This window comes from Kordiimonas pumila, from assembly GCF_015240255.1.
Taxonomy (GTDB): Bacteria; Pseudomonadota; Alphaproteobacteria; order Sphingomonadales; family Kordiimonadaceae; genus Kordiimonas; species Kordiimonas pumila.
Genome location: NZ_CP061205.1, coordinates 1,222,969 through 1,248,339, shown reverse-complemented (window position 1 = coordinate 1,248,339; position 25,371 = coordinate 1,222,969). Strand labels below are relative to the sequence as shown.

Sequence of the window (25,371 nt, the reverse complement as noted above, 5' to 3'; positions counted from 1 at the left end):
CTAACAGAAAGCGAGGCCCTTTATGAAACACTCCTCAAACCACCCTATGTACACATGCCTAGCCAGCATTATTTTAGCATCTCTTTATGCAGCAAGCCCTGCTGCCGCATCGCCCTACCATACCACTGGTCTAGATGCTGCAGACCGGCCCGAAATTAAAATTCTCAGCGAGTACGAATCCGCCGGTGATGACTGGAGCCTTGAGGGCCCGGCGATTGACGCCACCCTGCCCATCGTACCCGGCCTTGAAACCTCGGTTACTTTTGGTAAAGGCTGGCTGAAGGAAGACGGTCTGCCATCTGAAAGCGGTTGGCTCGATACAGAAATCGCCCTGAAATGGGAAGTGATCCGCGTGCCTGAAGAAGGTGGCTTTGGCCTAACAACAGAGCCTGCACTGTTTGCCCCCACCGGCACACACGGTATCGGATCAAATGAATGGCAACTTGAAATTCCGGTTATTCTGGGCTGGGAACAAGGTCGCACCAGTCTGAGAACCTTTGTCGCCTATGCTACCTCCCTTGAATCGCACGAAGATGAACTGGGTTTCGGCGCTGTCGCAGAATATGATGTAACCGAAAGCCTTAGTCTCGGTGTTGAAGTAAGCGGTGATGTACCGCTCGCCTATGAAACCGGCTATGCGCTGGAAGGCGATGTTGGTTTCACGTGGGACATGGGGAATGATTTAGAGCTGCAAGGCCGTATCAGTCATAGCCTGCACACCGAAGATGGCATCAGTGTTATTGGCGCTGCTCTTTTTCTTGAAAAAGCCTTCTAAAGAGGGCCAAACCGCCTTATTTTAACTAAACAGGAAGCCTAATTATGAAAAAGTATATTTCCAGTTTGATTATCAGTACCGCCCTTCTCTCTGCTTGCTCTGCTGACAACAGTAGCAATGCGCAACAAACGCCCGAGGTTACCACAGCCTACAAAGTGAGCAGGACCATCACCGCGCCAGACGGTGGTTATGACTATATTTCCGTTGACCACGCCGCAAACCAGCTTTTTGTGGGGCGCGACAATGGCATTATGACAGTTGATCTAGCAACCGGCAAAACAACCACTCTGCTGGAACGCGCTGATGTAGCCGCCGTTCTGCTGATCCCGGACACAGACCTGATGCTAAGCACCAACAACGACAGCAACGATGCTACAATCCTGAACCGTAAAACCGGTGCAGTGATTGCCGATATAAAAACAGGCGACGGCCCAGACGGCGCTTTTTTTGAAGAAAAAAGCGGCCTGATTTTTGTAATGAACGGCCACAGCGAAGATGTAACCGTGATCAACCCAGCAACCGCTGAAGTGCTGGCCACTATTCCAGTGGGCGGTAAGCCAGAGGCCGCCAATGCTGACGGCAAAGGACATGTTTTTGTGAATGTCGAAGACACAAATGAAATTGCCGTTATCAGTACAGCAAGCCTGACTGTAGCAAAACGGTATGCCCTACCTGACTGTGATGAGCCAACCGGCATGGCGTACGACCCTGTAACCGGCCTTATCATTTCTGTATGTCATAATAATATTGCCAAATTGATTGAGGCAGAAACTGGCCGCAACCACGGCAATATTAAAATTGGTTCAATAGCAGATGGCTCTATCTTTAACCCTGAAACCCGTATCGGCTACGTATCTTGTATTGATGGCACCCTAACGGTTTACCATCTGGATACAGAAGGTAACGCCACTGTTCTGCAAACTATTAAAACCGCAGACGGCGCCCGCACAGAAGCCTATGACCCAATAGCAGACGAGCTATATTTGCCCGCGGCCCACGTTGAATGGGGCCCAGACGGTGAATATATGGGTGCGGAAAAAGAGTTTAAGGTCGTTGTTGTTAGCCAGAACTAATCAGGCCTTAAAGCACACCATAGAGCGCGTGGCCCCTGCCGCGCGCTTTTCTTTTAGCCCTCAACCATTAGGGCTGCCGCTTTGGTGCGGAACGTATCATCAATAGGCATAGCCTTTCTGGCTTTCAGGTCAAAAAACACTGAAACAGAGTCCAGCGTTGCCGCCAGCGACATATCCTTAATATTTCGCATTTCATGCCGCGCCGTAAAAGATGTGCGCCCCAGCTTTAAAATACCACTATGCACGATAACAAGCGCGCCGCTCCGCAGCTCTGAAAGGAAGTTCATTTCCAGCTTCACATCAACAAAGCCGCTTTCCCGGTTTTCAGAACTTAGGTCAACCCCGCAGGCATAGGCCAAATGGTAGCTGGCATCGTCAAACATTGCGGTATAGTGCCGGGTGGTAAAGTGCCCCATACCGTCACACAGCCACGGGTGCACTACTCCTCTGTAACTTTCCATCATACCCATATTATGCCCCTTTATTTCGTAGTTTATAAAGCATAGCCCCCACCAGTATATAGACCACAGACCATGCCGCATGTGCGGGTGACCCCACGACCACAACCAACAGGAAAAAAGCTGAAATAAGCATAAGCCCCCAGCCAGAAAACTGTATGCCGCCCATACCAAGCTTAAAGCCTGAGGCCCCGTAAGCCTCCGCAGCCTTTTTAGGCACATAAAGCAGCGCCGCCCCAACAAGGATCTGGAATAAAAGTGTGAACGACGAAACCCACACAGCATATTCGCTAATAGAGTTACCAAGACTGATAGCCAGCAGGGAAAACACACCTACAACCAGAACCGAGCGTGCAAGGCTGGTTTCGCCTTGCGGGGCAACACGGCGGGGCAGTAAACCGTCCTGTGCCAGTGCAAAAATATCGCGCGAGGCAACCAGCACCAGCGCATTAATCGATGTAGCTGCCGCCCCCATAATGGCAAAGCTTGTGAACACACCGCCCACACGACCAAAAAGCTGTTCCGCCACTATTTTAACCGGTGCTTTCACGCTCGCCAGCTCTTGCCACGGTATCATGCCCACAAGCGCAAGCGACAGGGCAACATAAGTAACCACCACCAGAATAAAGCTGATAATAAGCCCGGCAGGAATGGTTTTACCGGGTTTCTTAATCTCGCCTGCCATTTCCATCACTGCCATAAAGCCGCCGTATGAAAAAAAGGCTGGCACCGCTGCATACAGCACCGGCCCCCAGCCAGACGGTATAAAAGGGGTAATGTTTGCGGGTTCAATCGCGGCAAGACCCCCGCCAGACACCGCCACAAGCGCCGCCATAAAACACAAAACCAGAAAGCCCTGTATGCGCATCAGAAATGTAAGGTTACCAAGGTTTGCAAGGATAAAAAATGCCACCACCCCATAAGCCACAGCAGACCGGCTAAAAACCGGGAATACAGCGGTAAAATAATCAGCAAAACCAAGGGCAATAAGCACAATCGCCATAATATAGGCTGCGAGCATCAGCCAGATGCCAATAAAGCCTGCGAAGGGTGACAAAAGCCGCGACACAGCCACATAGCCCGCGCCTGCGCTGGGGAATACAGCCCCTATCTGGCCCGCCACAAGGCAGGAAAAAGCGGCTATCACTGCCGCCAGCAGATAAGATATAACAACCCCCGGCCCAGCAGTGCCCGCCAGTTCCCCCGGCAGAATAAAAATACTGGCACCGATCACATAACCGACAAGGGTTGCAACAACACCCCAAAGCCCAAGGGTGCGGTTCATTCGCTTGCTCCCGTGCCAATATAGTGCCCGTACCAGTTCAGGTTACGCTGCATGCGGTCGTGCAGGTAGCTGGGCACGCTAATGCCGTGGTGCTGGCCGGGGTATATAACAAGCTGGGTCTCGGTACCAACAGACTTAAGCGCCTGATACATTTGCTCTGCCCCAAGGCACGGCACGTTAAAATCTTTTTCCGAACACTGATAGAGGGTCGGTGTGGTGATTTTATCGGCGTGCAGAAACGGAAAGCTAACCCGCGCATAAGCTTCGGGGTTTTGCCACGGCGTGCCCAGTTCCAGCTCGTACCCGCCTGTATATTGGTCGTGCCCGTACATGCCGTACATATTAGCGGTGCCCGCGCCGCTGATCGCCGCCTTAAAGCGCGTGTCCGTGCCTATCACATAATTGGTAAGCATACCGCCGTAGCTCCAGCCGCCCACCGCCATACGGGTCGGGTCTGTAATACCCGCATTCACCATATGGTCGGTGCCTGCCAGAATATCAGCCACATCAACATGGCCCCAGTTTGCATAAATAGAACGGGCAAAATCAAACCCCTTGCCCGATGACCCACGCGGGTTAATACCCACAACGGCATAACCGGCAGCCGCATAAATCTGCCAGTCGCTCATAAATTCGTGGCTAAACTGGTACACCGGCCCGCCGTGCAACCGAAATATGGTAGGCAGCGGAACACCTTTCACCGCACCCACTGGCCGCACAATAAAACCATCAATCTGGTGGCCATCACTATCAAAGGAAAATTCCTCTGTTTCAGCAAGCTGCACGTCCTCAAGCCACGCATTATGGTGTGTAAGCGGGCGCAAGCCTCCCTCTACCGCATACAGTTCAAACGGCTTGGTGTCTGTGCTATCCAGCAGCACAAGCTTGCCGTTTGCAGAGGCAGCATAGTCTAGCGCAAACCGCTTGCCGTCGCTCAGCCGGGTAATAGCACCGGTTGTGCTATCTACCCGCACAAGATAGGTGCTGCGGTTTTCTTCCATCAAGGCAAAAAGCGCGGTGCCATCCGCCGACCATTTCGGCATATAAAAATTACGATCAGCGCGTGCAAGCGGCATTACAGTACCTGTTTTAAGGTCAGCAACCGTAAGCTGCCACGGCGCATAGTAAATCCATTTGCTTTCACCACTTTGCAGCCACGCCAGCTTTCTGCCATCTGGTGACCACGCTGGCGGCGAGGCCCAGTAAAGGTCAGCATCGGTGCCTTCAAACGTGCTAATCTGTTTTGGCGGGCTATTGCCATCCACTGCCATTATATAAACATCTGAGTTCATCGTACGGTCAGCATCTGGCCCGGCTTTGGTTACATAAGCGATGCTTTTACCATCTGGCGACCACGCCGGCAGCCAGTAATCTTGGTCGCCGTGGGTAAGTGGGCGTGTATCGCCGGTTTTTATATCCAACAACAAAATATGCCGCCGCGCCCCGGCCAAATAGCCGGTCCAGTCTTCCATAAATTGAAAGCGGTCAATCACGATGGGCGGTTCTGTTCCCGCCTCGTTTGGTTCAGCACCGCCCATAAAGGCTGTAATCAGCATACGCTTACTGTCTGGCGACCAGTCAAAATCAATAATACCGCCCACAACATCACTGGCCTGCCGGGTTTTGCCGCCTTTTAAGGTGCGGATAAAAACCTGCGAGCTGCCGTCATCCTCATCCTCCCCGACATAGGCCAGAAAGCGGCCATCGGGGCTAAACTTTGGCGTGCTTTCGCTTTTATCATCTGCCGCTGTTATCTGGTGCGGGGTAGCGCCCTTATAATCCACCATCCAGATATCGCTGATAGCGGCGTCTATCTCTGTATCGTGGCCAGTTACCACATAGGCCACAAGCTTGCCGTCTGGTGACAGCGCCGGACCAGATACATCCTGTATCAGGTAAAGGTCGTCCACCGTCATCTGCCTTTTGGCGGTATCTGCTTCCGCCCTTAAACCAGCGGCAACCGCAAAAACAGCCAGCGCCCCGCCGAAAGTTAACCTTATGCTCATGGGGCGGTTCCTTCTGCCAAATGCTCGTACACTTTTCGGGCCGCCGCTATTTCCGCGAGCACGGCCTCGCGCTCCCACGTATGGTTATAATCATCCCTCGCGCCAGCGTGCTCTGCTGCGCGGTCAAGCCACGCGGTAAAATAAGCTGCATCAGCAGGCGCATGGTGCGGTTTGCCCTCAACCTCCAGCCAGACAGGGTTTGTCGTTGCATAGGTGAAAATATCCTGCACAAACGGATGCGATGTTTTGCTTACCGCACGCACCAGCACCCAGCCACTTTTGGTAACGGGCAGATCAAGGGTTATATCAGCGCTGGTTTTGTCTGCGTCCGTTTCAAATGTTGCAACAACAACGCCGTTCATCACCAGTTCAAAGGCTTCCACCGGTACGGGTGACCTAAGCGCCGCCTGTATTTTCACGGTGCTGCCGTTTGCGGGCAAGGCAAGGCTACCGCCCGGTTTAACCTTATTCACCAGTAAACCAACAAGCGGGCCATTGGTTACAAAGCCATGCCCGCCTTTTATTGCTTTTTTCAGCGTTGCAGGTTTGTCTGCCTGCACCCCGTCCAGAAACATGCGGTTAAGGCCGATGGGCCCCCGCAGCGAAGCATAATTGGTCATGGCATCTGTGCCAGCCCCGGCCGACAGACGGAACCCAAGGTTCAAAAACTTATACCAAACGGCGGCGGTGTCCTCGTGGTTCGCAAAAGAAACCACCTCCAGATAATCGGTTTTACCAAGCGCGACACCAACAGGCAGGCTGTGGGTAAGCTTGCCGCTTGCCGCCGGGTCGGGCACGCCGTCAAACGGGTGAACATAACCCGTTACCGCGCCTTGCTTGTGGGCTAAATCCTCAATAATGCCGTTTGTCGGGTAAGCCGAGGCCAGCCCCGTATGCCAATAGCTGGTAAAATCAGGTGTCAAGTAATGATCGCCCAGATGCAGCAAGCCCATATGGCCCCAATAGCTGCTATGGTATTCCTGCCCCTCGTAAATGGTGACCCCGTCTATTTGTTTCACATCCGTACTAAACTCGCTGATGTCTGGGATGCGCTCTTCCTTATTCACGATCAGGTTATAAATAATATCGAGGTTTTCGGCGCGGGCATCCGCCGCCATTGTTGCCGCTGTTTGCTTGTATTTGCCGCCGTAGTTCATATGAACATGCATATCAGCACTGGTAAATTGGCCAAATTTTTGAGGCAGGCTGTTTTCAGCGAGAACCAGTTCAACCGTTCGCGCAGCCTTTACCGTCACTGTGCTCGCGGCCAGCTTGTAATCATAGCCGTGCGAGGCTGTTAGTTCTATTTCCCCTACAGGCACCATCACTGTGCATTGTTGATCGCAGTGGAAATAATGGGTTTCATGGTCCGCTTGTGCAGCATCAACAAAATCGTCGCCGTGCATGCGGCTATTATCAGGCCCATAGTGGCGGCCATCAGCAGCCAACACAGAAACCCGGCTAGCAAGCGGCTTGCCCTTGCCGTCTTTAAGGCTAATTTCAACCGGCACTACGGGCTGTTTGTAAACCCGGTTTTTCGCTTTAATCTGTTGTCGTTCACCGCCCACAAACGTGTGGTATATCAGGTTAAGGCCACCGGCTTCGTTGCTGCTATAAACAAGGTGCGTATCATCCGGGCTAAAGCGTGTCTGCCATATGTCAAAATCACCAAAAGTAAGCGGGAGCGGGTATTTGCCCTCTGCTGTCGCGATCCAGAGCTGGTGCCACTGGCGGCCACTATAGCTGCTGTAAATCATGCGCTTGCCGCCGTGGTCTATTTGCGGGCGGGTCGCCCATGTGGTTTCTTCCTCAAGCACCAGCTTGGGCGTGCCCTCACCGCTTGCCGCCACCGCCCATATATTACCCGTACCCCATGCAATTTCTTGGTTTGATACATAATAAACTGTTTTACCGTCTGGCGACCACGACGGGTTCACCGCATGGTCGGCCTGCGAATAATAATAGCGGTACGTATCAGAAACCCGCCCGGCAACAAGGGGCCTGTCGCCTGCAAGGGCAGTACCCGTAAAGCCCGCAATATAGATACCCAAATAGCCACTATCTCGGCTTGAGACATATACAATCTGTTTGCCGTCTGGGCTAAAGCGCGGCTCAAGGTTAACATCAGTGCCTTCTGTCAGCGCCCGCACACTGCCTGCCTGAACATCAAACACCATCAGGTTCAGGGCATTATGCTGCTGACGGGTAAAAACCACATAGTTACCGTCTGGCGACCAGTCAGGCTGGTAATCATAACCCGGCCCTGCGGTTAGCTGGTACGCTGTATCATCGCCAATCTTTTGCCGCCAGAGCGAGCCCTGCATCGTATATATAAGCGATTGCCCGTCAGGGCTAAAGCTGGCAGCAGACGGCCCGCTTGTAAGCTGTGGCATGTACATTTCGCGCCAATAATAGCTATGAGGGTGGGCAACTCCTGCCAGCACCGGTACCCGTGTTGGCTCTGCTGCCACGGGGCTTGTTATCAGGCTGCATACAGCCGCTATGCTCCATAATATGTTACGCCTGCGTATCATTTTTGCCCCCTTAGCCAAATTCTGTAAAAGCTGGCCCTTCCAGAACCATCATGCACTCGTCTGCGGCCTCTGTAAAACCAACCGCTTTATAAAAGGCCGCAGCTTCTCTATTGCTCGCATGCACACTAAGGCGCATGTATGTGGCACCCTGTGCCGCCGCACGCTGAATGGCAGCCGCCGTTAGCCTGCGCCCAACACCCAGCCCGCGTGCGCTATCTGCCACATACAGATCCTGCACATAAATGCCGGGCTTTGACCGCCACGTTGAAAATTCAAAAAAATACAGCACCAGCCCAACTGGCATCCCTTGCGAATAGGCCAGCATCACTTCAAAGGCGGGCTTATTAGAAAACCCATATTTCAAGAGGCTTTCGGGGGTGCCTTTATAGCCGCCCGGCTTGCCAAGCGCACAGGCAAGCTCAACCAGCATTTGCTGGATAACACCCACATCTTCAGCGGTTGCCTGTTGTATCTCTAGCGTCATATGGTCAAGCCAGACTAATGGCCCCTCTGCCTTTAAGGTCGAGCATGGTGCGCGCCTCGTCAGCGGTTGCAATACCGTAGCCCATTTCCTCAATGATGGTACGGATTTTTCGCACCTGCTCGGCGTTACTGGTCGCCAGCCTGCCGGGCGGAATGGTAAGGCTGTCTTCAAGCCCAACCCGCACGTTACCGCCCAAAATAACGCCCAAGGTTGCAAGCTCTATCTGGTGCCGTCCTGCCGCAAGTACAGAAAACTGGTACGCATCACCCAGCAAACGGTCTGCCGAGGCTTTCATCGCCATCAGGTTTTCAGGGCTCGCACCAATGCCGCCCATAACACCCAGCACAAATTGCACATAAAGCGGGGCCTTCACTTTGCCCTGTCGCAAATAGTAAGCAAGGGTTTCAATATGGCTCATGTCATAACATTCAAACTCAAAACGCGAACCGCCCTTTTCACCGAGATCAGCCAGAATATCTTCAATATTAGCGTAACTATTAGTGAACAGTGTGTGGCGTGTGGCCTCCAGCAGTTTCGGTTCCCAGTCGTGTTTCCAGTTCTCGTATTTGCGCTTGAGCGTAAAAATACCAAAGTTCATGGACCCCATATTAAGCGAGCACATTTCAGGGCTGATGGCCCGCGCGGGCGCAAGGCGTTCGTCCAGCGACATCAGCGAGCTACCCCCGGTTGAGATGTTCAGCACCGCATCTGTTGCCGCATCAATAACCGGGCAAAATTCCATAAAGTGCGCAGGGTCTGCGCTCGGCCTGCCATCTTCTGGTACCCGCGCATGTAAGTGGATAATCGCGGCCCCAGCCTTTGCCGCGTCAATAGAAGCTGCCGCAATTTCAGCAGGCGTTACCGGCAGGTGCGGCGACATGGTCGGTGTATAAATAGAGCCGGTTACAGCACAGGTAATGATAATTTTTCGAGGCATATTCGTTTCACCACAAATAACGCTTGATCTTGTTTGTTAACGCTCTATCATTTGATTATCTTATCTTATAAATGTCAAACATAGTTTTAATGAATGATACCATGACCCCAAAAGATGATACACCCAGAAATATGCTTACGCCGAATGACCAAAGCCCGGCCCCAAGCCCGTGGAACATGGACTGGAACCTGCTGCGCACCTTTATGGTTATTGCAGAACAGAACAGCATAACCGGTGCCGCGCGCTATCTGGGTCTAAAGCAGCCAACGGTGAGTAACGCGCTCAGGCGGCTTGAAACCATGCTGGGGTGCCAGCTTGCGCAGCGCGACCCGCGTAATTTTACGCTCACCCGCCACGGCAAGGCCCTGTACCATGAATGCCGGGAAATTTTTGGCTCCATCACCCGCCTGCCAAACCTGCTTTCCAGTATGAGCGAACAAGTTGAGGGCCATATCACCATTTGCATGACAAGCCATGTCATGACCCCGCTGCTGGACCAAGCGATTGCAGCCTTTCATAAGGAAAACCCGCTAACCTCTTTTTCAATCTCGATCCAAAGCAGCCATAATGTGGTCGAGACAGTGCTTTCAAAGCAGGCAACCTTCGGCGTATGCCTGATGCGCGACAAGCGCCCTGAACTGGAGTCTACCCTTTTTTACCGCGAACATTTTGGCTTTTTTTGCGGCCCCACACACCCGCTTTACGGCAAGGAAAACCTGAAGCTTGAAGACATGCGCGACTTTGAGCGTGTCAGCTTTTCAACCGATGACCTGGGCGGCTTGCTGCACCCTGTCGCTGCCGTCAGGGCCCAGGCCCAGTTTAGCGACAAAGTGGCTGGTGTTTCCAATAACCTTGAGGAAGTACGCCGCATGATTACGGCGGGCCTTGGTTTTGGGCCCCTACCCATTCATGTGGTAGAGCGCGACATTATAAACAAGCGCCTGTGGCAACTCCCACCCTACACCGGGACCCCCGCTGTTGATATATTTCTGGTAAGCCACCCAAAGGCAAACCTGAACGCGGCCGAGGCTGCCTTCCTTGAGAGCCTGACAGGCCTTATTAAAAAAACATCTCTCACGGCACGCACCTATGGCAGCCAAAAGATAAACCCTGAAAACAGCATGAAACAGAAAACAGCATGAAACCATCGCACCTTTTTTACCAGTCACGCCTACGCCGCCCGTTTCTTGACCGCGCCGAAGGCGTTTATATGTGGGATATTCACGGCAAAAAATATCTGGATGGCTCAAGCGGGGCCATGGTTTCCAACATTGGCCATTCAAACCCCAATGTGCTGGCAGCCATGCAGAAGCAAATGGCAAAGGCCACCTTTGGCTACCGCCTGCACTTTGAAAACGAAGCCGCAGAAAACCTGGCCGAGCGCGTAGCGGGCCTTAGCCCAGAGGGCCACGACAAGGTGTTTTTTGTCTCTGGTGGCTCAGAGGCTGTTGAAAGCGCTGTCAAACTTGCGCGTCAATATGCTGTCGCGAAGGGCGAAGATAGCCGCTACCGTGTTATATCGCGCCTGCCGTCGTATCATGGCTCTACCTTTGGGGCACTTGCCCTTACCGGCTACGCCCCTCTCAATGACCCCTTTAGGCCCATGTACAAGGATATGCCCAAAATACCAGCGCCGCGCTGCTACCTTGATACAGATAGCCTGACCAACCATGAGCGCGGCTTGCGCTACGCCAATATGCTGCAAGATAAAATACTGGAGCTAGGGCCAGAAACAGTTCTGGCTTTCATTATGGAGCCGGTGGGCGGTGCTTCAACCGGTGCACTAGTAGCCCCCGACAGCTATTATCAGCGTGTGCGTGATATCTGCGACGAGCACGGCGTGCAGCTTATTTACGATGAAGTGATGACCGGCGTAGGCAGAACCGGCGCCTTTCTGGCAGCCGAACACTGGAACATAAACCCCGATATTGTTGCGCTTTCAAAAGGCTTTGGCGCTGGCTATGTGCCGCTTGGTGCCGTAACAGCCAAAGACCATATTGTTGAAACAGTGCTTGATGCCGGTGGCTTTCAACACGGCCACACCTATGCAGGCAACCCTATTGCCTGCGCGGCAGGGCTTGCGGTGCTGCACGAAATAACCAGTAAAGGCCTGATGGAAAACACTGTCACGGTCGGCACCCTACTAAAACAGGGTCTTGAAGGCCTGATGACAGACTTTTCCTTTATAGGCGATGTGCGCGGCAAAGGCCTGCTGCTCGCGTTTGAACTGGTTAGCAACAAGGAAACCATGGCACCGCTCCCCAAAGATATGAACGCGTACCTCAAACTAAGCGACATAGCCTATGATAAAGGCCTGATTATTTACCCACGGCGCACCCGAGGCGGGTTTGAGGGCGACCATTTCCTTGTTTGCCCACCTATGATTTCAACCCCCGCCCATGTGGCAGAAATCCTTGAAACACTTACCGCCAGCCTAAAGCAGTTCGCCCATGAAAACGGCCTATGAAGGACATAAACCATGAAAGCATTTCTCTCAGATAAGCAAGCCGCACACTACCCAGAGCATTTTCTGGAAAATGGTGTTTTTGAACAAAACCCAGAAATGCCAGAGCGAATAAACCGGCTGCGCGCAGGTGCCCTTGCTGCTGGTTGCAGCCTGCACGAACCACAAAACCACGGCATGGGGCCAATCGCCAAAGTTCATACACCGGAATATCTGGCCTTTCTGAAACACGCCTACAAGCGCTGGGGGTATATCAAAGGTGCATCTGACGCTGTTATCCCCGACATTCGCCCCACCACACGGGATGGCCATTACCCCGCCTCTGTGGTGGCGCAGGCAGGCTATCATATGTCAGATGCTTCAAGCCCGATCACCGCCGACACATGGGACAGCATTTGCTGGAGCGCATGGACAGCGGTTGATACCGCCAATGCCGTCCTTACTGGCGACAAGCTGGCCTACGGCCTATGCCGCCCACCCGGCCACCATGCCAGCGCAGATATTGCCGGGGGTTTTTGCTATTTCAACAATAGCGCTATTGCCGCCGCACACCTGCAACAAAAATACCCGCGTGTTGCCATTCTGGATGTAGACCTGCACCACGGCAACGGCACACAGCAGATTTTTTATAACCGCGACGATGTGCTTACCGTATCGATCCACGCAGACCCGGTGCGATTTTACCCGTTTTTCTGGGGCCATGCGGCAGAGCGCGGCGCAGGGCGCGGACTTGGCTATAATATGAACCTGCCACTACCGCGCAAAACAGCCGATGCTGAATATCTGGCAACACTACAAACCGCCCTTACCCGTATTGAAGCCTTTGCACCTGATGCCCTTGTCATTGCGCTCGGGCTTGATGCTTCAGAGGATGACCCTTTTGGGGGCCTTAGCATTTCCCCTGTTGGCTTCCGCGAAATTGGCTGTATGATCGCCGCCAGCCTTCCTTGCCCCACTGCTGTGATACAGGAAGGTGGATATTTGAGTGATATTTTGGGACATAATTTAACACAATTTTTAAACGGCCTTGAAACACCATAACAGATAATCATAACAGGGCCGATCAGGAGCGAAACACTGTGACCACTAATACCTCAAAAGCCGAAAACATCCCATTATGGCTCGCCTTTCTGCCGCTTGTCAGCCTTATCTTGATGCTCACTGCGGCTGTTAGCCTTTTCGGCGACGGCGCAGCAGGCGGCCCCAACCAGCTTGCGCTTTTGTTTTCAGCTGCAGTTGCTGTCATTGTTGGCTTATCGCGCGGGCAAAAATATGCAGACCTTGAAAGCGCTATTATTGACGGCATTATGCTGGCAATGCGCGCCTGCCTTATCCTTCTTATGGTTGGTTCCATGATTGGTAGCTGGATGCTGGCAGGCACGGCGCCCGCTGTTATCCACCTTGGTCTCGGCGTGCTTGACCCCGGCTTCTTCTACCCGGCTACCCTTATTATTTGCGCTTGCGTGGCCGCTTCTATTGGTAGCTCGTGGACAACAGCGGCCACCGTGGGGCTGGCCCTTGTTGGCATTTCAAACATTCTGGGCCTTTCGCCGGAAATTACCGCCGGTGCCGTTATTTCCGGTGCCTATTTCGGCGATAAAATGTCGCCGCTATCAGACACTACCAACCTAGCGCCCGCCATGGTGAACGTAGACCTGTTCACCCATATCCGTCATATGTTCTGGACCACAACCCCGTCCCTTATCATCTCACTTATCCTCTTTACCTGGATCGGCTGGGGCGGTGTAAACGGCGAAGGCACTGTAGAAAGCATTATCAAAACCCGTGCGCTGCTGGAAGAAAACTACAACCTCGGTTTTGTGGCCTTCATTCCGCTTATTGTTCTGCTTACCCTTGCCGTTAAAAAAGTGCCCGCTCTGCCAACCATTACCATTGGCACCGTTACGGGCTGTATCGTGGCTGTCCTGTTCCAGTTCGAGTCCACCCGTGCGTTCGGCGACAGTGCTGGCGACCTCAGCACACCGCTTGCCGTTCTTAAAGGCCTGTGGGCTGCCATGACACATGGGTATGTGGCCAGCACAGGTGATGCCACGCTCGACGAACTGCTATCGCGCGGCGGGATGAGCAGCATGCTCAGCACCGTATGGCTGATTATCTCTGCCATGTGTTTTGGCGGCGTTATGGAGAAAACCGGCCTGCTAACGCGCATTGTGACAGGTGCCCTAAAGCATGTGCGCGGCACTGGTTCGCTTATCATGACCACCGTGTTCACCGCTATCGGCATGAACATTGTAGCGGGCGACCAGTATATCTCCATCGTGCTACCCGGCCGTATGTATATGATGGAATTTGCGCGGCGCGGCCTTGCGCCCCAGAACCTGTCTCGTACTCTGGAAGATGCGGGCACCATGACCTCCGCCCTTGTGCCGTGGAACACCTGCGGGGCCTTTATGGCCTCCACCCTCGGGGTTGCAACCTTCGCTTATGCGCCCTTTGCATTCTTCAACATTATCAGCCCAATAACGGCGATCGTATATGGCTTCCTAAACATCAAGATTACCAAACTTGATGAAAGTGAAACGGCCTAAACGGCGTTTAAATATCTGGTTGAAGGTCGCGATACCTTCAGCCAGAACCATTAAGGTGGCTCTTTTTTTAGGTGTACATTTACGCTTAAAAAGCTTCGATCTGTTCCATAACACTTGAAAGCATTGGCATTAAGGCCATTATTTCGGCCTCATGACGACGCCATTTTTCAGCGTGTGGCTGTGACAGTGTGGTTCTGGAAAGCGGCAAGGCCCCAGCGGCAGGGGCCTGCGTACCGTGCACCTGAACGCCAAGCGCTTCAGTAGCAGATGCTAGGGCGCCTTTAGGATCCCGAATGAACTGGTCATAGGCGAGGGTGGTAAACCGGCTTCTATCTAGCCCCTTTAACCCCTCCATAATCGCAAGGTTACTGGCAGCCCACTGAAAGGCTGCAATTTCGGCAAGTGGTTTACCGGCCATATTCTGCCACCCCCGCGGTAATACAAAACACCATGCAGGCAAAGGCCAGCCCGGCAGATCACGGAACGTCACAAAGCGGCCTGTTTGCAGGCCAACTGTCCATGCCTCTATCAAGCTGGAAACCGTTTGGCGTGGGTCGCGGTGCAAATAAAGGAAACGCGCGCGGGGAAAAACCTTCAACAGAAAAGCTATATTCAGCGCATTACGCGGTGTTTTCTCTAGAAAGCAAAACGCCGGCGGCCTGTGCGCTGGCGGCAGAGCAAGATATGGAACACCCTGTTGGCTGCGCAGTAAATATAAAAAACAGCGACGCATAGCGTCACTAGTGGCATCGTCTGCATGCGCTGCGGTGAGGGTCATGGAATCCAGTTCTGCGTTCTCTGCTTTCAGGTGCGGGAACGCCCGAAACACCGCATGGCTTTCACCGCCAATTGTCCAGAAGGGGTCGTGCTGCGCGAGCTGTTCGAACAAAAGTGTACTGCCAGAGCGCGGCGCAGAAAGAATAATAACCGGGCTGGCAAGCATGTTCAGCACATCACCCGCGCTTAACCCGCTTGTGGCACGGCGTGCAGCGCTTATAAGGTCTGGCGGTTGTTGCATGCCTATTGCCCCCTAGTCAGCGCTAATGCGCTTCGGGGAAACAGGTGCACGGGATTTTTAGTCGGTCGATCTCGACACAGGCTTGCGGGCTGCACGCAACACCGGGGTGTACTTTGTCGCTGCAACAGCAGCGTTCCCAAGGGAAAACCCAATCAAGAATCAAATGCACCCGGTCTTCTGTGCCGCCGTTTACAACAGCATGGGTGCGCCGGTTATTAATCTCGTAGATTTCGCCTTCCTTCATCGAGAGAGCTTCCTGCCCCACCTTAAAAACAACCTTGTCGTTCGTGATAATTGGCACATGAATGCGGTGCGAATGCGCCAGAGAAAAATTCATATCCTTATGCTCCGCAATCTCCCCGCCTGCGGCAAGCTTCACCAGATTAACGCGGATAAAATAGCCCTCCACCCGCCGGCCGAACTTGGCCAAAATAGCAGGGGATGCTTCGTAACAATCAGCAATCATCGCAAAAAGTTGCCGCAGCGCAGGGGCAAAAAGGTTATAAGCTGGCTTAACTGTTGGGTTGATATGGCGAAAATCTTCATCATACACCAGCCCGATAGCCTGTGTGCTTTTATGCACTTCATAGCGGTTTTGGCGGGTATCTTCGAGCGACCAGTGCTCAGGTGTCAGTTGCAGAACAAGGTCTTTCAAAAGCGACATATCTGCCTCGCCGTGCCGCAAAAAACTGCCATCAAAATTCATGAAATTCCCCAGCCTTGCCTGCTTTAATCTCTGTGTGGCGTATCGATAACAAGAACCACATCCTTATAGTCAGGCTATATAAGGCTGGAAACCAAGTCCAGATATTTTGGCGGGATGGTCTGAAAGCTTTAAGGGATTTGCCCAGCCCTAAAAACGGTCCTACTCGCCCAACGCGGTTTACATAACTCGTAATTGCATTTCTGGCCCGGTGGCGTTAACACTCTATAACCGTTCAATAATGAGGCTACGGATTGTGCGTTTCCTGTATTTACTGCTTTTCCTGTCACCGCTACCATTTGCGAGCGCACGCCCTGTTTGGCAATATATGTGGGTGATCTTCATTGGCTTATCCGGCATTATCTATACACTCAGATGGAAGGCCCTGAACACAGCCAACCTGCCAAAAGCATTTTATTTTCCCGTTAGCGCCACGCTTTTCCTGGTGTTTTGGGGTGGCTTGCAGGTTATCAACGGCTGGACACCCTCGCCCCACGAGACAATTGGCACCAGCCTGTTTTTCTTCACCTATCTGGTGTGGTTCTTTTTGGTTTTTAAAAGCTTCAAGCGCCGACATGATGTGCCCAAGCTGGTCCTGATGCTCGGGCTTATAATCACAGTATACTGTATTTACGGTCTTATCGTTTATTTTACCGGCAATGAAACCATTCTTTGGTACAAAAAGTGGACCAACCACGAATCCTTAACCTCGACTTTTGTGAACAGGAACAGTTTCTCAACGTATGTCGGTGTGGGTTTTCAGTGCATGATGGCCTATGCTCTTTGGACATACACGCATAAAAACACTATTCACTTACCCTTCAAAGAGCAGTTCATCCAGTTCCTGAGCAAAGACCTGACAAAAACGGTTATTATTGTTTTATCGCTAATCACGCTCCTCTCAAGCCTATTCCTAACAGCCTCAAGAGCAGGTATTATAACGAGCCTTATCGGCGCGGCACTGTTAATTCTTTTCTCAACTTTAGGCACTTCCTCTCATCATACTGAGGGGCCAAACCCTACAAAAAAATACCTCCTTCTGGCAGGCTTAGCAGCCATAGCTCTGTTAACCTTCAGCATGAGTGGGGATTTGTTTAGCAAAAGGATTGAAGCTGTTGGTGACAATGATATGCGCTTTCTAGCCTACCCGCTTATGATCGACGCCCTAGAAAGCACCCCAGTGAAGGGGACGGGCATAGGAGCCTTTGCCGAGGTGTTTGCCCAGTACCGCATAGACGCAATGATTTTGCCTTTCAACAAAGGCCATAATGATGTTCTCGAAATCCTGATGACCGCAGGCCTAATTGCAGGCACACTGTTTGTTCTATCGTTTATATTTATTACCATCTGGATATTTTTAAAGGCATTGAAAAATTCTGAGTATAAAATTTTCCTGCTACTTGGGGCGTCTGTATCCGTGCAGATAGGCCTGCATTCCCTTGTGGATTTTTCACTGCAAATGCCTGCTATATCTTATCTGTATATCACCCTATTAAGTGCTGTTGCTTTTTTAATAAGCAGAAGTCGCTATCAGACAAAATCTTATTGATCGCATGAGTTCTATTCGTGCCTACTGGAAGAATTTTTGCCAGACCTTTAAGAATATCAAGGCATTAGCAACCATCACAACGCCGTAAATGGTGGGAATTGTTGCCAGTTCAGCCCGTCCTAAAACCGAGAGGCCAAGGAATGTTGCCATCGTCACATTCTGCACACCCAGTTCAACACTCACTGTTACACTTTGTATGCTAGACAAGCCAAACCTGCGGGAAAGAACAAGCCCCACAGCCATCCCTGCAAGATTAAGAATAATGGCAATTGGTGCCACATCCAGAAAAACAGATGTCACCAACTGTTTATTAACAGCCATTGAAAATGCGATGATCGAGAGCAATATGCCAAGGGCAGCAGGCCTCAGTAACACAAGGACCGTGGCGGCCTTCTTCGGCGCAGAAATACGAAACCCCATCCCAACCAAAACCGGTATCGTAGAGAAAAGAAACAGGTTCCCTGTTAAGCTTGCCAAATCAGGCATGTGGGTATCTGGCACCACATCGAGATATTGTAACGCCACAGAAATAACCAGCGGCCCGGTTACAACAGTAATAAGCGTCGACAGGGCCGTGATCATAATCGACAGGGCCACATCGGCCCGGCCATAAAAGGTGAGCGCATTAGATGTAATACCACCAGGGCAGGCCGCAATTACAATCAGGCTAAGGGTTAGAACAGGCCCAAGCTGGGCCGCCCATGCCAGCGCAACAGCAATGATGGGGAGCAACAGCACTTGAGCGCTGACCGCAATTAGAATTGCCTTCGGAAAAACAAGACTGCGGGTAATATCCAGTATACTAAGGGAAAGCCCCAAGCTGAACATGATGGTAACAAGGCCAAACGGCAACAGATAGCCCGAGACAAAATCTATCGTTTCGGGCGATAGCTCAAGCACGGCTTTGCCCCCTTAAGATCAACCTGATATTTCCCCGGTGGCGGAGCCTTTTTGTGCACGGCTCAAACGGTTCAGAAGCCCCATCAACACTTCACGTTCCTGATCTGAAATATCTTCCATCGCAGAAGCAACCCATTTTGCATAATCGCTGGCCATTTCTTTATGAAGCGAGCGGCCTTTCGCGGTTACAGTAACCTGAAAGCTGCGCCGGTCATCAGGGTTCAGGCGGCGCTCAATAAGGCCTTCTTTTTCCATGCGGGTCAGAAGTGCAGAAACACTGCCAGCCGTGTCTAGCAAGCGCCGGGTAAGTTCACCAACCTGCAACCAGTCTTCGCTTGCTTGGCAGAGCTGCGACAACACATCGAAGCGGGAAAGGCTTTGACTATGCTTGTTCTGCAATTGCCCACCAATGTTACGTTCCATAGATTTGTAACACTGCAACAATTGATGCCAGGTAGAAATTGCTTTTGAACTATATTTACTCATAGTGGCTTTCGTTATTTTATATGATGGATCATATAAAGATATATCATATTTACACATCTAAAGTAACTGACTTTATGCCGCCTGTTTCCATGCTTTTGTTAGAAGCTTAGGCACAACAAGCGTATTTAAAATCATGATAAGGCCGTATAGGGTCGGCGTGATTGCCAAAGCCATATCATCCAGAACCGTTAGGGTTAAAAATGTAGCTACCGTGGCATTTTGCACGCCCACTTCAATACTTACCGTCATACGGTCTTGCTCGTTTAGCCCACCAGCCCTTGCAAGCAAATACCCGCCAAGAAGGGCTGATATATTAAGCACAAAGGCCGCTGGCCCTGCCGTTGTTATATTATCGAGCAACAAATCTGCGCTGGCATAAAGGGAGAAACCAATAACGCTCACCAAAACGATAAGTGCGACCGGGCGCAGCCAGATAACCAAACGATCTGCAAAAGCATTCAAGAAGCGGCGTAGCACCATGCCAAGCGCCACAGGTATAACGGTCATTTGAAAAAGCTTCATAAAGGTATTAAGCGGCGAAAAGGGCGGTGCATCACCGCTGCCTAAATAATGATCGAGAATAACACCCATAAGAATAGGTATAGTGACAATTGTCACCAAACTGGAAATAACCGTAAGCGATACAGACAAAGCAACATTGGCACGAACAGCAAAAGCAATAGCATTCGATGTTACACCACCGGGGCAGATTGCCAGGATCATCAGGCCAACAGCCATTTCTGGCGGCAAATGAAATGCCGCCACCACAGAAAGGCCAAGCAGCGGCAATAAAATCAACTGGCCCAACACCCCAAGCCCCAACCCGGTGCCTTGCTGCCCAACCCGTTTAAAATCCTTCAAGGTCAAAGACAACCCAAGGCTAAACATAATGGCGATCAGGCCGATGGGCACCACCGCTGTATTTATGAAATTGATTTGTGCGTCACCCATTTTTCTACCCTAACAACTATTGGCGCTATTCTTTATAGTACACAGAGGCTGCTCTCGGTATCACTTAGATGCCGCCCCTAAAACAGGCCTGACACAGTATTCGAGAGCAATTATCGCACATGCTTTTACGAATTAAGCACCCCACACATCAGACATCAGACGCACAAAGTTTTTCCCCAGAATTTTCTCAATACGAGCAGATGAATGCCCATTTGCATAAAGTATATCAGCGATTTTTTGGAACTGGTCTGGACCCTGAAGGTCTTCCACGAAAGGTACCACGCCCATTTTCTCGCCTTTTGCCGAAATACCCGCCGCTTGCCTGCTCGCAATTTCTTTATCAACCATGGCATGAAACGCCTGCATATCATCGATCTTGGTTGTGCCGCCGTCCGTTCCAATACCAACATGGTCCTCGCCGCACACATTCACTGCGTGCTCAATATGCCTCACCACATCCATCGTGTTCGGGAAGCTGTCTTCTTTCAGAAACGGCATGAAATATATACCAACAACACCGCCTTTATCTGCGAGCAGCCTTAATTCTTCATCGGTTTTATTACGCGGCACATTAGATAGCGCACGGCAGCCAGAATGCGTAATACTGATAGGGCCATCTGAAATGCGAATAGCATCCAGACATGTTTGTTCGCCGCTATGAGATAAATCAACAAGGGTGTTTGTTGCATTCAGGCGCGCAACCACGTCGCGGCCAAATTCGCTAAGCCCCCTGTTTTCAGGTGCCATGGAACCATCACCGATCTGATTGGCGATATTGTAGGTAAGCTGAATGATTTTAACACCTAGCCCTGCGAAAATATCGACACGCTCTGCCTTGTCGCCCATCATCGCAGCATTCTGGAAGCCTTGAATGATACCAATTTTCCCTGCCTGCTTGGCTGCAAGAATATCGGCCACACTTTCCACTTTCAGCAAATACTCAGGGTTCCGTTTAATCATGTCATTGCACCGGGCAATGGTCTGAACCGAATATTCGAAAGGCTCCATTGGCCCATCAACATAGCCAATTGTCATATTGACCGCCGTAGTGCCTGATGCAAGGGCATCCTTTATTGCGCGCTCGCCCAGTTCCATCGTGTCGCGACCTTGCTGCCCGCGCTTATTGGGGTCGCTAACACCGCCCAACGCATTAATAACAATGGCATCAGCCAGCCCCGGCCAGCGGCTTTGGCCTGCAAAGGCCGACACACCCGACATGGCAACCGGCATTGCAGCAAGGCCAGCGGCGGCCGCTTTTAAAAACTGACGTCTTTCCATTTCTCTCATGTCATTCCCTATCAATGTTCAAAACTGGCTATGTGCGTGGTAGCACTGATCGCAGCCCAAAAGCAGAAACCTGCTTATCCCCGGTATATTTGAGGGAAAGGAATATCCCTTCCCTCATATTTCAGCCTAAAAATCGTAACCGAGCGTAAGGCCTATTGTGCGTGGCTGCGTTGTCAGTATCCGGTCAGGAATACCCGGGCGCGTCTCAACAACCCAATCTACAGCTTCGCGTTTATCAAAGATGTTTTTCGCATAGATGCTGGCATGCCAATTATCACCGCGCAGGCCAAATTGGGCATTTGCCAGAACAAAACCACCCCATTCGCGGTCACTTGCGACACGCTCTGCCGAGAAAGTTGTATTGGCTTTGCCGGTGTAGGAGAAGTTCATGTTAGCAGAGGCTTGATACCCGCCAACTTCAAAACGCTGTTCAAACACAGCACCCGCTGAAAACGGTGATGTATCGGGCAGGCGTTCGCCTTTCCGGCCAGCTTCCGGGTTTGTCGCTGCGTCAACAGCATCTTCAGCAAGGGTCTGGTCTGCCAAAGACAGATTCAGGCTTGCAGAAAAGCCTTCCAGTGCATCCGGGCGAAGAACAGTTTCCAGCTCAATCCCGTACAGTTTAGCCTTTCCAGAGTTTGTTACATATTCAAATGCCTGATTGGAATCGAGCAGCGACGTTTGAATATCTTTGAACTGCATGTAATAAACAGCACCGTTAAAAGTAAGCTGTTTATCCATAAACTGGGTTTTCCAGCCAAACTCATAGTTATCAACAAAATCAGGATCGTACCCAACCGGCACATCTGCACCTGACGCCGTTTGCAAAGACGGCCTGTTTGGTCCGCCGCGGCGGAAACCTTGTGAGAACGTCAGGTATGTCAGCACATCGTCTGACCATTCGTAGAACGCCTGAAATTTACCCGCAAACTTAGTACCTGATTTATAGGATAAAGGATCAGCAAGACCGCCCGGCACACCAAACGGCGTGGCAAGCTCGTTTGTCTGCGACCAGCTTGTCATTTCAAACAAACGGCCACCGGCCACGATGTTAAAGCGATCACTTACCTGATAGCTGACCTCACCAAAAATGGCTTTATTGGTGTTTTCAACGTCAGTGCGTGTATCAAAGAACTTGCTTGCGTTTTCAGGCACAAGCCCTGTCTCTGGGTCGGTTATAAACCCTTGCGAGAGAGAGCCGCGCTTGTGCTTCTCATAAAACACACCGGCTATCAATTGCAGTGGGCTATCAAAAGACGAGGCAAACCGTGCTTCGGTTGAATAGTTCTTTTCAGGGCCTTTCTGGTTTATCGATGCTGATTGTCCCGGTGGCACAAACTGAGATACGTCAAACACATACAGCGCCTCACGGTCAAACAATGAGCCAGTAACCGTAAACACACCCGCGTCAATTGTATGGTCAAGGGTCACGTTATACATGGTCAGGTCATCAAAGAATGGCTCTTTAATGGTACCCAAACGGCTGTCACCCGCTTCCGTTACATTGCCGGAATCGCCAGCCTCGGTTTTATGATGGTAGATCATGCCGCTGAGCTTTGTGCTATCGCTCATATCAAAAGCGACCTGAACGCGGCCACCCTTTGTTTCCAGCGTATTTGTGTTTTCAGCACCAAGTTCTGGCAAATCCACATAGCCGTCTACATCACGGTAAAAACCAACGGCGCGGATCGCCAACTTGTCTGCAATCACAGGCACATTGACCATCGCATTCAAACTCAGGGCTTCGCCTGCATCTCTAGAGCGGGTTGCAATATCCCCCTCAACAGACGCTGCAAATGCGCTCGAATCTGGCTTGTTGGTGATATAGCGAATAGTACCGCCCTGCGAGCCAGCACCGTACAGCGTGCCTTGCGGGCCGCGTAATACTTCAACACGTTCCATATCATAAAGGGCAACATCTGTTTGCTGCACATTAGCGCCGATACTGCTCAGGAAAGGTACTTCATCAAGATATACACTTACTTGCGCCGCACCTGAAAGGCCTCGAATCTGGATTGTCTTGTTACTAGGGCCACTGTCCAGAACATTAAGGCCAGCAATCTGATGCGCAAAATCATCCATACCAACAGCATTAATCTGGCTAAGTGTATCAGCGCCAATGGCTGAAATATTATACGGCGTATCCTGTACTGTCGCCGCCCCGCGCTTTGATGCCGTTACCGTTATCTCTTCGAAATCAGCTGCGCCTTTATCACCAGCTGCAAAAACAGCCTCACCGGAGGCCAACAGTGCAACAGAGCTAATCGCAATAAGCGAAACCTTTGCTCGGCTACAGTATGCAAACGACCTTTTAAATTTCCTCATAATTTCCTCCCTAGGAATATTTATAATTTACTGGACAGCCAGGTATGTGATGTATCTTAAACCAAGTTACAAAAGGCCTGCCCTTGCTCCGGCACAGACCAATGATTTTCTAATCCACTTCAGGCCACGGCATTGCCGGAATGCCCTGATGCTTGTAATCTGCACGGTAGAATTTTTTACCGCGCTTAACAGTGAGCGCAACGCTGCGAAAATTCTTTACATCTTCGAGCGGGTTCGCTTCAAAGAAAGCAAAGTTTGCCAATTTGCCAACTTCAATAGTGCCAACTTCTGCATCAACGCCCGTTGCTTTGGCGCCGTTAATGGTTGCAGCTTTAATAACTTCGGCTGGCGTCAGCCCTGCATATAGGGCGAGATTATCAAGCTCCATATTCAAAGCAGGGTACGGGTCATTTGCCTTGGATACACCGTCCGTACCTGCAGAAACAGGCACACCAGCCGCCACAAAAGCCTTCACCAGTTCCCCTGCAAACTCGCGGGAACATGTGCTTGGCTCCATGTCATCACTCGCTGGCGGATACACAAACAGGGTTGCATCAAAGACTGTACCTGCCTTTTGCAAGGCTTTGATGTATTTCAAGATCACAGGGTTATCAGCCTTAATAGCTGTAATATCAGGCCGCTTGTCATGGTATGCAGCACCCGGCTTTGCAGCATACTGCGCAACCATGCAAACATGAGAAACAGCGACTGCACCACCTTCAACTGAATCAAACGGCGTTGCAGGGAAAACCTGCGCATGTGTCCACACAGGGATGTTTTGCCGCTTTGCTTCCTTCATGATACTGCGCACAAGACTGCCGGGTAAGTTTGCATAAATCTTCACACCTGACGCCCCTGTGCCCCGCGCTTCTGCAACCGCAATTTTCAGGTCTGTCTCTTCAGTGATACCATTCATCCACGGTATTTCGCCGGGGGTTTCACCAAGCCCTGAGGCAAAAGTTCTTGGGTCTTTAAAAAAAGAAGGCCCCGCCATAAGCGACGAATATTTTATATCAGGCGACGGAATTTCATTAATAAGCGAGGCCCGCGACAGATCTGCTAGCGAGCGAACATCCCCCGCCATGTCGCGCACTGTGGTTACACCAGAATAGATAAAGCGCTTTAGATATGCGGCAGCGATATCAGCAGCAGGCAGGGTTGCGAGATGAACATGTGTATCAATCAGGCCCGGTGTTAAATACCAGTTGCCTGCATCCACGACAGAAGCACCATCCACCTTCAGTGAGGCAAGGTCAGACATCGAAGCAATACGGGCGATCTTCTCGCCTTCCACTACAATTGCTAGATCAGTTTGCAAGGCGTCTGATTTACCATCAGCCATTTTGACATTTGTGTAAATAACAGTAGCTGTTTCCTTGCCTGCCATTTTGGCAATAGCTGCTCTCATTTTTTCAGGATCAGGGCGGCCAAGGTTGTCCTTACTGTCCGCTGCTGAAGCCGCCACCAAAAGTAAAAGCGCAAGACCCGCCGCAACAAAAGATTTTATCATTATTTCCTCCCATCTTAAACTCAGGGCAGGCCACTTTTGAGTCAAAGCAGCAAGCCAAGTGTTTTAAGCTTAAAGTA

General features: G+C 51.3%; 21 protein-coding genes. 7 read left to right on the top strand and 14 right to left on the bottom strand.

Going from position 1 to position 25,371, the window contains the following annotated elements:
• The first annotated feature begins 22 nt into the window (after positions 1 to 22).
• Both ICL80_RS05340 and ICL80_RS05335 read left to right on the top strand, forming a co-directional pair.
• A complete protein-coding gene (locus ICL80_RS05340; RefSeq protein ID WP_194215064.1) occupies positions 23 to 775 on the top strand; it encodes a transporter in 753 nt (250 codons plus the stop codon).
• 44 nt (positions 776 to 819) lie between these two features.
• Entirely contained in the window at positions 820 to 1,848 is a 1,029-nt protein-coding gene (locus ICL80_RS05335) for a YncE family protein (RefSeq protein ID WP_194215063.1), read from the top strand.
• A 53-nt stretch (positions 1,849 to 1,901) separates the two neighbouring features.
• Here ICL80_RS05335 and ICL80_RS05330 read toward each other — a convergent pair whose 3' ends face one another.
• The 6 genes from ICL80_RS05330 to ICL80_RS05305 are packed head-to-tail and all read right to left on the bottom strand — an operon-like array spanning position 1,902 to position 9,552.
• On the bottom strand, positions 1,902 to 2,318 hold the full coding sequence (locus ICL80_RS05330) for an acyl-CoA thioesterase (protein WP_228073824.1): 417 nt from the start codon (positions 2,316 to 2,318) through the stop codon (positions 1,902 to 1,904).
• A 1-nt stretch (position 2,319) separates the two neighbouring features.
• A complete protein-coding gene (locus ICL80_RS05325; RefSeq protein ID WP_194215062.1) occupies positions 2,320 to 3,591 on the bottom strand; it encodes an APC family permease in 1,272 nt (423 codons plus the stop codon).
• Positions 3,588 to 5,597 (bottom strand): alpha/beta hydrolase family protein, encoded by a 2,010-nt coding sequence (locus ICL80_RS05320; protein ID WP_228073823.1) that lies wholly within the window; start codon positions 5,595 to 5,597, stop codon positions 3,588 to 3,590. The genes ICL80_RS05325 and ICL80_RS05320 overlap by 4 nt, the downstream gene beginning before the upstream one ends.
• Complete coding sequence (locus tag ICL80_RS05315; protein WP_194215061.1) at positions 5,594 to 8,131, bottom strand: CehA/McbA family metallohydrolase; 2,538 nt, start codon at positions 8,129 to 8,131, stop codon at positions 5,594 to 5,596. Before ICL80_RS05315 ends, ICL80_RS05320 begins: the two co-directional genes overlap by 4 nt.
• 10 nt (positions 8,132 to 8,141) lie before the next feature.
• The gene (locus tag ICL80_RS05310; RefSeq protein ID WP_194215060.1) at positions 8,142 to 8,615 is read right to left on the bottom strand and encodes a GNAT family N-acetyltransferase; all 474 of its coding nucleotides are present in this window, start codon (positions 8,613 to 8,615) and stop codon (positions 8,142 to 8,144) included.
• Positions 8,616 to 8,619: 4 nt separating this feature from the next.
• Positions 8,620 to 9,552, bottom strand: a complete 933-nt coding sequence (locus ICL80_RS05305) for a BKACE family enzyme (RefSeq protein ID WP_194215059.1) — start codon at positions 9,550 to 9,552, stop codon at positions 8,620 to 8,622.
• Between the two features lie 101 nt (positions 9,553 to 9,653).
• Here ICL80_RS05305 and ICL80_RS05300 point away from each other — a divergent pair, with 101 nt between their 5' ends.
• From ICL80_RS05300 to nhaC, 4 genes are read left to right on the top strand one after another with little or no spacing between them, the layout of a single operon-like run.
• The gene (locus tag ICL80_RS05300) at positions 9,654 to 10,694 is read left to right on the top strand and encodes a LysR family transcriptional regulator (protein ID WP_228073822.1); all 1,041 of its coding nucleotides are present in this window, start codon (positions 9,654 to 9,656) and stop codon (positions 10,692 to 10,694) included.
• Complete coding sequence (locus ICL80_RS05295) at positions 10,691 to 12,019, top strand: aminotransferase family protein (protein ID WP_194215058.1); 1,329 nt, start codon at positions 10,691 to 10,693, stop codon at positions 12,017 to 12,019. Before ICL80_RS05300 ends, ICL80_RS05295 begins: the two co-directional genes overlap by 4 nt.
• A gap of 12 nt (positions 12,020 to 12,031) precedes the next feature.
• Positions 12,032 to 13,057 carry a histone deacetylase family protein gene (locus tag ICL80_RS05290; RefSeq protein ID WP_194215057.1) on the top strand — a complete coding sequence of 342 codons (1,026 nt, stop codon included), beginning with the start codon at positions 12,032 to 12,034 and terminating at the stop codon, positions 13,055 to 13,057.
• Between the two features lie 38 nt (positions 13,058 to 13,095).
• The gene (gene nhaC / locus ICL80_RS05285; protein ID WP_228073821.1) at positions 13,096 to 14,565 is read left to right on the top strand and encodes a Na+/H+ antiporter NhaC; all 1,470 of its coding nucleotides are present in this window, start codon (positions 13,096 to 13,098) and stop codon (positions 14,563 to 14,565) included.
• Positions 14,566 to 14,650: 85 nt separating this feature from the next.
• Here the strand turns inward: nhaC and ICL80_RS05280 are convergent, their stop codons facing one another.
• Together ICL80_RS05280 and ICL80_RS05275 are read right to left on the bottom strand one after the other, a co-directional pair.
• Positions 14,651 to 15,583, bottom strand: coding sequence for a sulfotransferase family protein (locus ICL80_RS05280; protein WP_194215056.1), 933 nt, complete (start codon positions 15,581 to 15,583; stop codon positions 14,651 to 14,653).
• Between the two features lie 22 nt (positions 15,584 to 15,605).
• Positions 15,606 to 16,289 (bottom strand): aspartyl/asparaginyl beta-hydroxylase domain-containing protein, encoded by a 684-nt coding sequence (locus ICL80_RS05275; RefSeq protein WP_194215055.1) that lies wholly within the window; start codon positions 16,287 to 16,289, stop codon positions 15,606 to 15,608.
• Positions 16,290 to 16,542: 253 nt separating this feature from the next.
• Here ICL80_RS05275 and ICL80_RS05270 point away from each other — a divergent pair, with 253 nt between their 5' ends.
• Positions 16,543 to 17,835 carry an O-antigen ligase family protein gene (locus ICL80_RS05270; RefSeq protein ID WP_194215054.1) on the top strand — a complete coding sequence of 431 codons (1,293 nt, stop codon included), beginning with the start codon at positions 16,543 to 16,545 and terminating at the stop codon, positions 17,833 to 17,835.
• A gap of 21 nt (positions 17,836 to 17,856) precedes the next feature.
• On the opposite strand, the gene ICL80_RS05265 is transcribed toward ICL80_RS05270, so the two are convergent.
• The 6 genes from ICL80_RS05265 to ICL80_RS05240 all read right to left on the bottom strand — a co-directional run bounded on the left by ICL80_RS05265 (position 17,857) and on the right by ICL80_RS05240 (position 25,294).
• Positions 17,857 to 18,735 (bottom strand): bile acid:sodium symporter family protein, encoded by an 879-nt coding sequence (locus ICL80_RS05265; protein ID WP_194215053.1) that lies wholly within the window; start codon positions 18,733 to 18,735, stop codon positions 17,857 to 17,859.
• A gap of 18 nt (positions 18,736 to 18,753) precedes the next feature.
• Positions 18,754 to 19,221: a MarR family winged helix-turn-helix transcriptional regulator gene (locus ICL80_RS05260; RefSeq protein ID WP_194215052.1), complete on the bottom strand. Its 468-nt coding sequence runs from the start codon at positions 19,219 to 19,221 to the stop codon at positions 18,754 to 18,756.
• A gap of 72 nt (positions 19,222 to 19,293) precedes the next feature.
• On the bottom strand, positions 19,294 to 20,172 hold the full coding sequence (locus tag ICL80_RS05255; protein ID WP_194215051.1) for a bile acid:sodium symporter family protein: 879 nt from the start codon (positions 20,170 to 20,172) through the stop codon (positions 19,294 to 19,296).
• A 132-nt stretch (positions 20,173 to 20,304) separates the two neighbouring features.
• Entirely contained in the window at positions 20,305 to 21,459 is a 1,155-nt protein-coding gene (locus ICL80_RS05250) for a dipeptidase (protein WP_194215050.1), read from the bottom strand.
• A 126-nt stretch (positions 21,460 to 21,585) separates the two neighbouring features.
• Positions 21,586 to 23,784, bottom strand: a complete 2,199-nt coding sequence (locus ICL80_RS05245; protein WP_194215049.1) for a TonB-dependent receptor — start codon at positions 23,782 to 23,784, stop codon at positions 21,586 to 21,588.
• A 109-nt stretch (positions 23,785 to 23,893) separates the two neighbouring features.
• Complete coding sequence (locus ICL80_RS05240; protein WP_194215048.1) at positions 23,894 to 25,294, bottom strand: amidohydrolase family protein; 1,401 nt, start codon at positions 25,292 to 25,294, stop codon at positions 23,894 to 23,896.
• Positions 25,295 to 25,371 lie beyond the last annotated feature (77 nt).

What these genes read in the sequence shown, in the direction of transcription:
- ICL80_RS05260 (WP_194215052.1), bottom strand. Translation starts at nt 19,221, where the DNA reads ATGAGTAAATATAGTTCAAAAGCAATTTCTACCTGGCATCAATTGTTG.
- ICL80_RS05300 (WP_228073822.1), top strand. Translation starts at nt 9,654, where the DNA reads ATGACCCCAAAAGATGATACACCCAGAAATATGCTTACGCCGAATGAC.
- ICL80_RS05305 (WP_194215059.1), bottom strand. Translation starts at nt 9,552, where the DNA reads ATGCCTCGAAAAATTATCATTACCTGTGCTGTAACCGGCTCTATTTAT.
- ICL80_RS05295 (WP_194215058.1), top strand. Translation starts at nt 10,691, where the DNA reads ATGAAACCATCGCACCTTTTTTACCAGTCACGCCTACGCCGCCCGTTT.
- ICL80_RS05320 (WP_228073823.1), bottom strand. Translation starts at nt 5,597, where the DNA reads ATGAGCATAAGGTTAACTTTCGGCGGGGCGCTGGCTGTTTTTGCGGTT.
- ICL80_RS05315 (WP_194215061.1), bottom strand. Translation starts at nt 8,131, where the DNA reads ATGATACGCAGGCGTAACATATTATGGAGCATAGCGGCTGTATGCAGC.
- ICL80_RS05290 (WP_194215057.1), top strand. Translation starts at nt 12,032, where the DNA reads ATGAAAGCATTTCTCTCAGATAAGCAAGCCGCACACTACCCAGAGCAT.
- ICL80_RS05240 (WP_194215048.1), bottom strand. Translation starts at nt 25,294, where the DNA reads ATGATAAAATCTTTTGTTGCGGCGGGTCTTGCGCTTTTACTTTTGGTG.
- ICL80_RS05310 (WP_194215060.1), bottom strand. Translation starts at nt 8,615, where the DNA reads ATGACGCTAGAGATACAACAGGCAACCGCTGAAGATGTGGGTGTTATC.
- ICL80_RS05335 (WP_194215063.1), top strand. Translation starts at nt 820, where the DNA reads ATGAAAAAGTATATTTCCAGTTTGATTATCAGTACCGCCCTTCTCTCT.
- ICL80_RS05250 (WP_194215050.1), bottom strand. Translation starts at nt 21,459, where the DNA reads ATGAGAGAAATGGAAAGACGTCAGTTTTTAAAAGCGGCCGCCGCTGGC.
- ICL80_RS05245 (WP_194215049.1), bottom strand. Translation starts at nt 23,784, where the DNA reads ATGAGGAAATTTAAAAGGTCGTTTGCATACTGTAGCCGAGCAAAGGTT.
- ICL80_RS05325 (WP_194215062.1), bottom strand. Translation starts at nt 3,591, where the DNA reads ATGAACCGCACCCTTGGGCTTTGGGGTGTTGTTGCAACCCTTGTCGGT.
- ICL80_RS05275 (WP_194215055.1), bottom strand. Translation starts at nt 16,289, where the DNA reads ATGAATTTTGATGGCAGTTTTTTGCGGCACGGCGAGGCAGATATGTCG.
- ICL80_RS05330 (WP_228073824.1), bottom strand. Translation starts at nt 2,318, where the DNA reads ATGGGTATGATGGAAAGTTACAGAGGAGTAGTGCACCCGTGGCTGTGT.
- ICL80_RS05340 (WP_194215064.1), top strand. Translation starts at nt 23, where the DNA reads ATGAAACACTCCTCAAACCACCCTATGTACACATGCCTAGCCAGCATT.
- ICL80_RS05255 (WP_194215051.1), bottom strand. Translation starts at nt 20,172, where the DNA reads ATGGGTGACGCACAAATCAATTTCATAAATACAGCGGTGGTGCCCATC.
- ICL80_RS05280 (WP_194215056.1), bottom strand. Translation starts at nt 15,583, where the DNA reads ATGCAACAACCGCCAGACCTTATAAGCGCTGCACGCCGTGCCACAAGC.